Origin of the sequence: Spirosoma sp. (genome assembly GCF_026391055.1) — a bacterium.
GTDB lineage: Bacteria > Bacteroidota > Bacteroidia > Cytophagales > Spirosomataceae > Spirosoma.
This window is the reverse complement of record NZ_JAPLET010000004.1, coordinates 1-10,644: the sequence shown is the minus strand read 5'-3', so window position 1 is coordinate 10,644 and position 10,644 is coordinate 1. Positions and strand designations below refer to the sequence as shown.

General features: G+C 46.6%; 12 protein-coding genes. 5 read left to right on the top strand and 7 right to left on the bottom strand.

Translation table 11 applies throughout. The annotated features are described in order from the left end of the window. The first annotated feature begins 128 nt into the window (after positions 1 to 128). Both NT073_RS00535 and NT073_RS00530 read left to right on the top strand, forming a co-directional pair. On the top strand, positions 129 to 341 hold the full coding sequence (locus NT073_RS00535; protein WP_297367119.1) for a hypothetical protein: 213 nt from the start codon (positions 129 to 131) through the stop codon (positions 339 to 341). After that, a complete protein-coding gene (locus NT073_RS00530; protein ID WP_297367116.1) occupies positions 331 to 609 on the top strand; it encodes a type II toxin-antitoxin system RelE/ParE family toxin in 279 nt (92 codons plus the stop codon). The genes NT073_RS00535 and NT073_RS00530 overlap by 11 nt, the downstream gene beginning before the upstream one ends. A gap of 4 nt (positions 610 to 613) precedes the next feature. Here the strand turns inward: NT073_RS00530 and NT073_RS00525 are convergent, their stop codons facing one another. Continuing rightward, a complete protein-coding gene (locus NT073_RS00525) occupies positions 614 to 1,030 on the bottom strand; it encodes a hypothetical protein (protein ID WP_297367112.1) in 417 nt (138 codons plus the stop codon). A gap of 500 nt (positions 1,031 to 1,530) precedes the next feature. Next, complete coding sequence (locus tag NT073_RS33270; RefSeq protein WP_366107206.1) at positions 1,531 to 1,980, bottom strand: response regulator; 450 nt, start codon at positions 1,978 to 1,980, stop codon at positions 1,531 to 1,533. A gap of 365 nt (positions 1,981 to 2,345) precedes the next feature. Here NT073_RS33270 and NT073_RS00520 point away from each other — a divergent pair, with 365 nt between their 5' ends. Then, positions 2,346 to 2,684 carry a hypothetical protein gene (locus NT073_RS00520; RefSeq protein ID WP_297367110.1) on the top strand — a complete coding sequence of 113 codons (339 nt, stop codon included), beginning with the start codon at positions 2,346 to 2,348 and terminating at the stop codon, positions 2,682 to 2,684. 183 nt (positions 2,685 to 2,867) lie between these two features. Beyond that, the gene (locus NT073_RS00515) at positions 2,868 to 3,248 is read left to right on the top strand and encodes a response regulator (RefSeq protein WP_297367107.1); all 381 of its coding nucleotides are present in this window, start codon (positions 2,868 to 2,870) and stop codon (positions 3,246 to 3,248) included. 148 nt (positions 3,249 to 3,396) lie between these two features. On the opposite strand, the gene NT073_RS00510 is transcribed toward NT073_RS00515, so the two are convergent. From NT073_RS00510 to mobC, 5 genes are all read right to left on the bottom strand, one after another. Beyond that, positions 3,397 to 3,795 carry a response regulator gene (locus NT073_RS00510; RefSeq protein ID WP_297367104.1) on the bottom strand — a complete coding sequence of 133 codons (399 nt, stop codon included), beginning with the start codon at positions 3,793 to 3,795 and terminating at the stop codon, positions 3,397 to 3,399. Positions 3,796 to 4,282: 487 nt separating this feature from the next. Then, the gene (locus NT073_RS00505) at positions 4,283 to 6,763 is read right to left on the bottom strand and encodes a PAS domain-containing protein (RefSeq protein WP_297367101.1); all 2,481 of its coding nucleotides are present in this window, start codon (positions 6,761 to 6,763) and stop codon (positions 4,283 to 4,285) included. A 96-nt stretch (positions 6,764 to 6,859) separates the two neighbouring features. Continuing rightward, complete coding sequence (locus NT073_RS00500; RefSeq protein WP_297367098.1) at positions 6,860 to 7,435, bottom strand: hypothetical protein; 576 nt, start codon at positions 7,433 to 7,435, stop codon at positions 6,860 to 6,862. Next, entirely contained in the window at positions 7,432 to 8,379 is a 948-nt protein-coding gene (locus NT073_RS00495) for a relaxase/mobilization nuclease domain-containing protein (RefSeq protein ID WP_297367095.1), read from the bottom strand. The genes NT073_RS00500 and NT073_RS00495 overlap by 4 nt, the downstream gene beginning before the upstream one ends. Next, a complete protein-coding gene (gene mobC, locus NT073_RS00490) occupies positions 8,376 to 8,657 on the bottom strand; it encodes a plasmid mobilization relaxosome protein MobC (protein ID WP_297367092.1) in 282 nt (93 codons plus the stop codon). Before mobC ends, NT073_RS00495 begins: the two co-directional genes overlap by 4 nt. A gap of 755 nt (positions 8,658 to 9,412) precedes the next feature. Here mobC and NT073_RS00485 point away from each other — a divergent pair. After that, a complete protein-coding gene (locus NT073_RS00485) occupies positions 9,413 to 10,339 on the top strand; it encodes a replication initiation protein (RefSeq protein WP_297367089.1) in 927 nt (308 codons plus the stop codon). Positions 10,340 to 10,644: the final 305 nt, after the last annotated feature.

Sequence of the window (10,644 nt, the reverse complement as noted above, 5' to 3'; positions counted from 1 at the left end):
CTTATACCCCATTTCAAAGTACCACATTTTGCCATTGAATAAGTACTGGATACAGGCCAAAAACGCTTAGCGTAATTCTATGTCCCGTTGCTAAGAAAACCCCATATTGCTCATCAAACAACAAGCTTATGAACGCTACTGCAATTCGTCAAGGCATCAGCTATGTCACCAACAGTAAAGGGGAAAAGACCGCTTTACAACTCGATTTAACCAACGCGGCTGTTCAGGAGATCGTAGAAGACCTCATTGATACGTTGGACGCTGTGGAGCGAAGGAATGAGCCTACACGCCCCTTTGAAGAAGTCAAAAACGAAATCTTAGCTAGTCGCCGTGGGGTATAAGATTGTTATCACCGAGTCCGCAGCGAAGGAATTAAAGCGTATTCCGGCTAAGATGCAGGATCGGATCTTTGAAAAAATAGAGGGACTGGTTGAGGAGCCCAAACCAAACGGTCATAAGAAGTTAAAAAACTTCGATATGCCAGGAAACGATTATAACGATTACTACCGTATCCGAGTGGGGGATTATCGGGTTATTTACGCTATCGAGGATGCAGAGATCACTATTTTCGTCATGAAGGTTGCTCACCGTAAGAATGTCTACGAGTAGAAGCCTAACCAAATAACCGCTGAAAAAAACCCCGTTTTTCCTGCGCTGGTAGGCGGTCGGCCAGTTGTGTAATCAGGCCCTTAATGTCGTCTAATTCAGTACGAATATCCTGCTGACGCATTGGGGGTTGATGTCCTTTTTTAAGCTGCTCTTGGGCGTACTGTCTTAACTCCTCGTTGACGTACTGACCAATCGTTTTGCCGCTATGCTGCGCAGCCTTCTCAATGGCTGTACGGGTTTCCAGATCAACCCCGCGAATCGTCCACAAACCGACATCTGGGGCCCGTCGGGGTCGCCCTCCTTTCGCCTTTTCCTCTTCTTTTATCGCTGGAATCTCATCAGGAGACCTTAATTCGGCTGTGGTCGGCTCGACCTGTGCAGAACTTAACTTCAGTTTTGTTTTGGCATTCTGGGTAGCCATCGAATAAAGTTGGACGTTTTGTTGTGGCCCTAAACTACGAAATTTTCTGCCTTATCATAGTGCAAAACAAAACTACTAGTTTTGTTTTGCAATCCTTAACTACTTATCTATCAATTGTATGTACAGAGATATCAGTGACAAGCTAAGATTAACAAAAGGCCAATTAGCTATTTTCAACGATGTTAATCGGCGTAGTTTTTATTTAGCAGAAGTATTGGAGGTACTACCCGATTATGACTATAAGATTCGCTTTCAAATAGAGACTGAAAGCGGGTTTGACTCCATTGAACAAGTTGTATTGCAACGTTACCTGGCTAAACTGTCCCGATTTATGGAATCCATTGGTATAGCTCGGCGATAATGGTTGGAAAGGGGAAAAAGTAAGTCTCTTGTATTTTACGAAGAAAGCGGCTACTCTGAGAGGGTAGCCGCTTTCTATTTATAGTCACATAACATAACAATCATTATACAACACATCCCAACAAAGTGCTACGTTTTATTCATGTTTGCAACCCGACATTGTTGCACTTATCCACTATATGGGTAGTGCTCTTTCGCCAATAGTACTGAAGGGTACTTAAGAAATCAGCCCACTCCTTAGCGGTGAGCGGCTTCACTAAATACACACCCCCCCGTTCATTAACCGCTTGACGATCCTGGTCCTGCGTTGAGGAACTCATTATGACGACAGGTAGGTGGTTAAACCCTGAAGAAGCACTCTTAATGGCGCCAAGTAAATGAAAGCCATCTGTTCGCTCAGGTACATACAGATCGGACAGAACAAATCGGGGTAAGGACTTACCTTCTATTCGACAGCTATGTAAGTGGCTTAGGGCAGTTATCACGTTAGGGGCATGACGAGTTGGTATCGGAGGGGATAAATCCGTTAAAGCTCTTTGTATAATTGTCCATAGATCAATCTGATCCTCGACAACCAGGAGCCAATCCATATTAGTTCGCTCTTCCATAAGGGCCGTAGGTGATACTACCTTCTAACAACAGACCCAGCTGTTTATCTAGTCTTTGAGGAAGATGTTAGAAAACGGGTGTTTTCAAGTCGCGTATAGTATGCCACTAGTTCACGGATCATGCACCCTAGTTTTATCAGGCATAGGCTATTTCGGGCTATACGAGAAAAACCGAAACGACACTAAATCAGTTTTTTACAAGTTGACTGACTCAATGGTCAGCGTCGATAAATCGTAGGGGAGAAAGGCTTTGCTTTCAAAGGTAAGTTACTAACCTTTCGGGTATGCATAAGTCACTCGTGAGAAAACCTTTACTTATTAATTGCTTATAGACAGTTTTACTCGCTATGGAAAAAGATTTTCTGAGGCTGGTTCATGATCTTAGAAGCCATTTCACCATCATTTGTTATGCAATCCATTGCTTAGAAGGTAAGCTACCCCCGCACGAACAGGAAGATTATCAGGAAATGCTAGCGCGCAACTTAGGTACTATTCAGTCAATCGTAGAGGATTTAGCCTTACCGAAGTTGAAAGAGAGGGGACAGGAAGATGAACTACGGATTGAATTAAAGAGGCTACTCGACTATTTAGCGATCAAAAGATCAACAGTTAGCCAAACCTATCTCCAAGAGCAAGTCAATCAACTTATTGGTACGTTGAAGGCTCTATGTGAACTAGTTTTCTAGTTTTACCCTATTTACATAGATAATCCTTAAAATCAGCTAGTTTTATTACTATAGAACTCTATAGAGTTAATAGATGTTTATAAGATACAGTCCTGCTGACTAGCTGACCAATAGAGCCGATTATGTCTTTTGTCTCTAGGATAGATATAGGTTATCTCGTAGGTTTTAGGCCTTATTTACCTTATGCAAGATAGCCAACCGATTTGGGTGGTCGATGATGATGAAGACGACCAGTTTCTGATTGGAATAGCTTTACAAGAAATCATTCCCCTTCGTTCTATTAAGTTTCTTTCAAACGGAGAGGAATTGCTCATGGGCCTGGCTCAGACTACCCATCCACCGAAACTGGTGCTACTCGACCTGCGTTTAACCTACCAGACGGGTTTAGACATCTTACAAACCCTCCGCACTCTGCCTGCCTACCAGCATCTGTCTGTCGTGATGCTGACTACCTGTTTAACGCCCGACGAAGAGCATCGGGCTTATCAACTAGGCGCACAAGCTATTTTCATAAAAGAAAACGGCTTTTTAGATGTCGTTGAGATGATCCGGCCATTACTTTGACAGCAAGATTAATCCCTTCTGATGAACGGGTTCTGCTTGTAAATGGGCCGCTCCGGCACGGCATGGTACCGGGGACGTCTAGTTATAATTCAACGTTGACTCTATAGCAATGTGGTATCAAAGAGGCGGGGTAAACGCTTAACGTTGCTTAATTCAGGTTCCATACCGAAATCAGTTCGCTTAAGAGTTGAAGAATGCCCTGTAGAGTCGGAGGTTTGGTCAAAAAGCCGTTTGCCCCCAGAGCCAATGATTTCTGTTTATCGGCTTCGGCCTGAGAAGTCGTGAAGACGACAATGGGTAGTCTTCGATAAGCAGGGATACGGCGTAGTTCGGCCAGGGTTTCATGACCGTTTTGGCGCATCATATTTAAGTCTAACAAAATCAACCGGGGGAGTACAGCCGCTTCCTGTAAACACGGAATGACCTCATCACCATCCGTTAACTGCTTGATTGTTATGGAAGGCAGAAGTTGCTTGAAGGCCCGTTCAATGAAATATTGATCATCGGCATCATCATCAACTACCCAGACGGTCGGTGCATGTAGCATAGCTTATAGAAAGGATTGACTAACTCATAGAGTCCGATGATTGACGGCTTACGGGGAAATATTAAACCTAGTAGCTCTTACCTAAGAAACTAACAGAACACCTGTACTAGCATTTAAAGAACTTAAATAAGGGTAATGTCTCAGTTTGAATTTTATTCTTGACCGGATTAGTCAGTAGACCAATGACAATGCAGCAAATTGTGGAGTTGATTATTAAATAAAACGAAGCCCGGCTAATTAATCGGGCTTCGTAGTTTAATTAGTGTACCTTAGAAGGTTGCAAGGTAAGCTTTAACGTAGTACCCTAAATGGTACATGTCAAATGAAGTTCGATAAAATATTGGAACTGTACGTTTTTAAAGTAACCGAAAGGTTTATTGATCAAGTTGAAGCTAAGACGCAAGCTAAACTTATCAAACTGTTTATCAGCATCAATAAAAAAGAGAAATAAAATTCAAACTGAGACACTACTCAAATAAGCTCTTTTTTACGGGTATGGAAAGTAAATACTAAACGTAGCCCCTTGACCCGGTTGACTGCGCGCCCAGATAGCACCGCCGTGGTTGGCCACCACTTTTTCGCAAATCGCTAACCCGATACCGCTGCCAGCGTACTCGTTTTTACCATGCAGCCGTTGAAAGACCTGAAAAATGCGGTTGGTGTACCTGTCATCGAAACCAATGCCGTTATCAACCACCTCAATCAGGTAGTAATCTGTGGTCTGGCGGGTTGGTTGAGGGCTTGTCGGCAGGGCACTAGCCGGTACGAGTTGGCAACGAACTTCGATATGAGGAGCGGTATTCGTTCGCCGAAATTTTACCGCGTTACTGAGCAGATTTTGAAACAGTTGGCCTAGTTGGGATGGATCGCCTAGGATAGTGGGTAGCTCATCAATCCGTACGATAGCCCCCGTCTCGGCAATCAACAAGTCTAAATCGTCTACCGTTGTTCTGACTACGGTAGTCAGGGACACCGGTACGGTGGTATCGGGGTGAGTGGAAATGCGGGAATAAGCCAGCAGGTCACGAATAAGAATTGACATGCGGCTGGCCGCTAGCTGCATTCGGTGAAGGTGCTCGACTCCATCGCCTAATTGCGATTCATACTGACTTCTTAGGATATCGCTGAAGGATTGAATCTTGCGGAGAGGCTCCTGTAAATCATGGGAGGCAATGTAGGCGAACTGTTGTAGATTCTGGTTGGAGCGGGTTAGATCCCGATTGGCCTCGGCTAACCCTTGATTCGCCCGTTCCGTGGCTTGTTTACTGGCCCATAACTCGTCGGTCCGCTGCTGGACCTGGCGTTCGAGCTCCTCTTGAAGCGCGTGTTGGGTGGTAATGTCGAGCACCGTGCCGTCAATGCGGACGGCTTGCCCGGAGGCGCCCCACTTGACCTGCCCATTAGTCCGCAGGATACGCTGACGGCCCGTCGTCGCATTGATGACGGTGTACTCAACCTGGTAAAAGCCGGTCGAGCCTGGCTTAAGCGCGTCGTTGAGTACCTGACGAATCCAGTCTCGATCACGTTCCTGGATCGCATGGATCGAGGTGGCCACGTCGGTCAACTCGGGGAGGCCATACCACTGGGCAACCCGGGGCGACTTGGTGATGCGCTGAGTGGCTACATCGATGCTATATGAGCCTAGTTCAGCTAAGTCGATGATGGATTGCAAGCGGAGTTCACTTTCCGCTAATGCCCGCCGGGCTACCTCTTGCTCGGTCACGTCAACGGCTGTTTCCAGGACCGCATATACCTCACCGGCTGCGTTACGTAAGGGTTTTAGACTTAAATCGAAGTAGTAGGTACCCGGTCGGCCATGGATGGTCAAACTGGCCGGGGCACCCGTCGCCGCATAGGGCTCTCCGGTAGCCAAAACGGTATCCAGTAGAGCAATGGCGGCCTGATCAGCGTCCGTATTGGGCAACACGTCCCGGATGGGCTTGTTTAGAATAGATGGACCCTGACCAAAAAAAGTAATCATCGCTTCGTTAGCGATCTCGATGACCAGATCACGCCCCACAAACAGGCAGGTAGCTACCGGGGCCTGTTCAATGAGCGTACGAAAGCGGGTTTCGCTCTCCGCAACCGCCTGACGGCTCACCACTTGCTGGGTTACATCCTGACAAAGTACCATGACGCCGGTAATGGAGCCGTCTATCTCCCGGAAGGGTTGGTAAACTAGGTTGAGAAAGCCTTCCTTTTTGCCTTGTTCTCCATATATGGCATAAGGCTGGTCATACAGGTAAAGCGGTTCACCGGTTTGTCGAACCTCCTGAATGATGGCCCGAAACGGTTCTTCTGCTTCTGGAATGATGTCAAATAAAGGGTGGCCTTGCAGCTCATCAATTCCCCGATCAATCAGCCGGGCATAAGCCTGGTTGACGATACTCACCCGCATCTCTTGTCCCGTTAGGACAATGATCGCAATCGATGCGTCGCGTACTAGATTTTGAAACCGTTGTTCAGACAATCGGAGTTGATTGAACAGATTAACCTGCGGTGTCGTTTCGATACAGGTAACCAAAACGCCTTGCACCTGTCCTACTTCATTAAACGCCGGACTGTAGCTAAAGGTCCAGTACACCTCTTCGAGTTGGCCATTCCGGTAGATGGGCACTAGCTGATTCTCATACCATACCGATTGGGCCGTCCTCATCACCTGCTCGATTAAGGGGCTAATAAAGTCCCAAATTTCCGACCACACGGCTTTGGCGGGTTTACCCAGCATATGCGGGTGTTTGCCATGATCGCCTAAGCTAGGCCGGTAGGCGTCATTGTAGAAGCAGATCAGTTCCGGTCCCCACCAGAGAAACATGGGAAACGCCGAATGGAGCAGATTGCGAACGGTGATTTGTAAACTCGTTGGCCACTGCGCCATCGGTCCTAAGGACGTCTGGGCCCAATTGTACTGGCGAGTCAGTTTACCCATTTCCCCACCATCGGCCAGGAACGATTGCGGAGTAGCCATCGTGTTTATTTTTAACAGAATAAGTGATAAGGGTTGCTAAGTTATTTACCCTAACCGGATTAGGCAAAAAGGGTTAGTAGGACGTAAACGTTTAGATCATCGTGGTTCATTGGACTGGCTCCAGAACCCTTTATCGTCATAGGCCGGAAATAAGCGCGCATATTTGGCGTTGTTGCGCTTGTAATCTTGTATCTGGTTATAATAATAATCGCGCTCTCGAATAACCTCTTGAGCTTGTTTGTAGATAACGGTTTCCTGAGCCTGCTCCCGGTAGTGGTCACACAGTAACCAAGCACCAAAAACCACTAGTAATAACACTACTCCGTAAATCAAAGCGGCATTCCAGCTAGTGAACCCATAGATGTCACCCGTTACTCGGACATGACGGGGAATTCGCTGCGCAGTCTTCTCAAAGTTCTGAACCGCTGTATCAGCCGTCTGCGCAATTCGGCTGGCCGCCTTATCAGCTGCCTGTTCAATAGCCGCTGTATCTGGAAGGCCCTTTTTCAGATCGGGGAGCACATGCTGGGCAAAGCTTTTGGCATCTAACGTAATGGGCCGATCAGTCACCTGTACTAGCTGTTCCGCCGTGGCCGGGGCTGGTCGTTTGCTTAATTCATCTAATTGGGCTTTGATCGCCTTGATGTCGTTGAATAAATCCTGTGGGTTCATAGTCCTAACCCGCGCTTGGGTGTTTTTTGTTGTTTTTCCTCGATTTCCGGCCTTTTCTCTTGTTGGGGCTTAGGTTGCTTCATTTCTTCCCCCTTCGTTTGCTGGTAGCCCGTTAAAATCTCATTCCAGCGGTCTTTTTCTGTCGCAGCGGTATAACCTGCAAACAAAGCGTTCCAGGCATGTTGACTTTGGTTCTGCTCTTGCTGGTTCAGGTTCAACTGCTGGGCGATCTGCTTGGCCTTGTAGCCTACTTCCGTCCCCTTTACGGCGGTTTCGTCGTAGCGAAAACTGCACCCCACTAATGCCCCTTGGCTATCGTGCTTAAACTGGCTCTCTACGCCCTTTAATCGCAGCTGTTCACCTAACTGCTCGACTGCCGTTATCTGGGGATTTGTGAGCGTTGTTTTGAGCATCTCCTGCACGTATTCGCGGGTCGTTTGCTTATGGGGATTGTGATCGTTTAAGCTTTGGCGTTGCTCGGGTAGTTTGCGCATACCTAGCTGCTCGGTGATCGCTTGACAGACTTTCACATTCCGGGCGTAGTTGTGACTGGTATCCAGGGCGGGGCCTCCGTCCATCGGTACACGGTTGATGTAAATGTGAATGTGGGTGTGAGGCCGGTCATGGTGCTGGTAAATAGCTACCTGGTGACGGGTGGGATCGGCCCCCATTTGGCGACAGTACTCCGACGCAGCCCGAAGCAGTTGCTGCTTCTCGAGGGTTTCCCCCTTTGGCCAATTTAGCGAGGTATGCCAGACCGGACTTCGACACCGGCTGCTATCAGCCACAGCCATCATCTCAGCGGCCATTCCCTGCGGATCACGCGCCCCCAGGTTCGATGCACCCAGCAACTGCGCCGGTTTGTTTTCTTTCCCTTCCTTCAGACCGGCCCCATACTCCAGGGCGGGGCCGAAACTCTTCCCGGTCGTCGTCTTGGCAATCATCGAAGGGCGGTTTTTAACTGGTATAGGATCTCGTTGATCGCCTTGTCGTCGAACTGCCGCAGATGCGCGTAGCGGGTAAGCTGGTTTAAATTGTTGGCCACGCCGACAATGACCTGCCGCAGCTCGGCGGGTAGCCGTTCCTGTATCGGCTGGCCAGTGGCCACCCGACGCACGTACTCACTCACTGTCAGCCCGGCTAGGGTAGCTTTGGCTTCAATCTGTTGTTGCTCATCGGCACTGGCCCGAAAGCGCAGGGTGATACTCTTCTTGTCGGTCATACTACGGGAGTCCAGAGGGAACGGCTGGCAAGCTTGCCGACCATAAGCTTGCGTAATGGTCGGCTGACTTTGTGCGAAAAACCGACCGATAGGAAGGTTTGTAGCTACAAAGTCATGGCTTGCTTTACAACCGAGACACAATATCGCACCGGATGGCCAATTACACAAGTAGGTTTTCTTTTTTTCCCCTGTGTTGTAGGTGTGTATTAGTCAGGAGGTAATGACAGGGAAAGGACTGGCCACTGCTGCGGCTGTCGGGGTAGGTGTTATCCGGTCGAATAGATTAGTAAAAAATCGAGCTTAACTAAATTTATAGTTGCCGCCCCTTTGCCCCTTTTAGTTTTTTGCTTTTTCTTCCCTTTCCAATTTGATTTTGATTTACTCATTAGCAATCTCTTGACTGTTCATTTTTCGGTCGCGTCAGCTACCCTAAAAGCCGCTTTTTCAAGCCACTTTTTTTACAACAAGTGCTTGTGTATTATCAAATATCACTTGTTAAACACTTGTAAGGCGAAAATTTAGCAAATAACCCTCTGATTACTAAACTCTTACGCTGTGGATAACTTTAATAAACTGGCGTTTGATTACTAATAAACTGGCGTTTGATTACAAATCCAGCCTTAATAAACTGGCGTTTGATTACAAATCCAGCCTTAATAAACTGGCGTTTGATAGCTAATAAACTTTTTTTTATTACTTACAGAAAGTTTATTAAGAAGTTTTTATATTTGCTTGATAATCAGATAGTGCTATAAATGAAGAAGTCAATTGAAATATGGCAGGATAATGCATTGACAGTAGCTCGGTATGAGATGAGCGAAACCGAAAAAAACCTACTATATATGGTTGTTGCTCAGGTTAGACCTGAAGACCCTGAGACAAAAGCATACCAAGTATCTGTTAAGGAGATGGCCAAGATAACAGGCTCTGAACGCTTAATGGGTGAAGCTTATAAGCAAGCTGCTCGCAAATTGATGAGCCGTGTATTTGAAACAACGTTATCAGGTGGAGATGCTTTAATTGCGACATTCATAACTTCTGCACGGTTTAAGAAGGGTACTGACTTGATCGAGATCGAACTATCTCGTTATGTTCGTCCCCTGTATGTAGACCTCAATAAAAAGTATACTAAGGTTCAGTTGGCAGCAGCAATCTCGCTTAATTCAGCTTACGCTAAACGGATTTATGAACTATTATGTATGTACAAAAACATGGCTGACAAGACATTCCGACGCGATATAGCGGATCTCAAGTCTATGCTATGGATTGTTGATCCTAAAACTGGCAAGGATAGTTACCCTGACTGGACAAATTTTCAGCGAAGAGTTTTAGATATAGCTGCTAAGGAAATTAACAACCATACAGACATCACATTTACATACAAGCCTATTTATGGTGATCGTCCTGGACGTGGCCGTAAGCCAGTCGTTGAAGTCGAGTTTGAGGTCTTCTACCAAGCTAAACCCGAACCTGTTCTAACGTCAAGTCTGCACGAACGTTTGGTTAAACAATTTCGACTCCGGCCCGATCAGGCGGATACCGTGCTGGCCACCCACTCCGCCGAAACCATCACGCGACAACTCTACGATGTGCAAATTAAAGTCGCTGATGGCAAGGTCAAGAACGTCGGTAGCTACACAGCCAAAGTATTCGGTTTAGAAACAAAGGGGAAAGAAAAATAGAGGGTATATTGGGCTTCTTTTAGTAACTGGACAAAGAATTACGCTAAGGAAATTCGATGTAAATTCTTGATGATTATCAATTGTTTACAAAAAGGAGGATTTTCTGGTACAGCAAAGCCATGGTGTCAAAATGTCGAAATCCAGCCTTAAAGTTGTATCTGAAACTTATACCCCATTTCAAAGTACCACATTTTGCCATTGAATAAGTACTGGATACAGGCCAAAAACGCTTAGCGTAATTCTATGTCCCGTTGCTAAGAAAACCCCATATTGCTCATCAAACAACAAGCTTATGAACGCTACTG

Excerpts from the sequence above, each read along its gene's own strand:
- NT073_RS00535 (WP_297367119.1), top strand. The coding sequence starts at position 129 with ATGAACGCTACTGCAATTCGTCAAGGCATCAGCTATGTCACCAACAGT.
- NT073_RS00525 (WP_297367112.1), bottom strand. The coding sequence starts at position 1,030 with ATGGCTACCCAGAATGCCAAAACAAAACTGAAGTTAAGTTCTGCACAG.
- NT073_RS33270 (WP_366107206.1), bottom strand. The coding sequence starts at position 1,980 with ATGGATTGGCTCCTGGTTGTCGAGGATCAGATTGATCTATGGACAATT.
- NT073_RS00520 (WP_297367110.1), top strand. The coding sequence starts at position 2,346 with ATGGAAAAAGATTTTCTGAGGCTGGTTCATGATCTTAGAAGCCATTTC.
- NT073_RS00515 (WP_297367107.1), top strand. The coding sequence starts at position 2,868 with ATGCAAGATAGCCAACCGATTTGGGTGGTCGATGATGATGAAGACGAC.
- NT073_RS00510 (WP_297367104.1), bottom strand. The coding sequence starts at position 3,795 with ATGCTACATGCACCGACCGTCTGGGTAGTTGATGATGATGCCGATGAT.
- NT073_RS00505 (WP_297367101.1), bottom strand. The coding sequence starts at position 6,763 with ATGGCTACTCCGCAATCGTTCCTGGCCGATGGTGGGGAAATGGGTAAA.
- NT073_RS00500 (WP_297367098.1), bottom strand. The coding sequence starts at position 7,435 with ATGAACCCACAGGATTTATTCAACGACATCAAGGCGATCAAAGCCCAA.
- NT073_RS00495 (WP_297367095.1), bottom strand. The coding sequence starts at position 8,379 with ATGATTGCCAAGACGACGACCGGGAAGAGTTTCGGCCCCGCCCTGGAG.
- mobC (WP_297367092.1), bottom strand. The coding sequence starts at position 8,657 with ATGACCGACAAGAAGAGTATCACCCTGCGCTTTCGGGCCAGTGCCGAT.
- NT073_RS00485 (WP_297367089.1), top strand. The coding sequence starts at position 9,413 with ATGAAGAAGTCAATTGAAATATGGCAGGATAATGCATTGACAGTAGCT.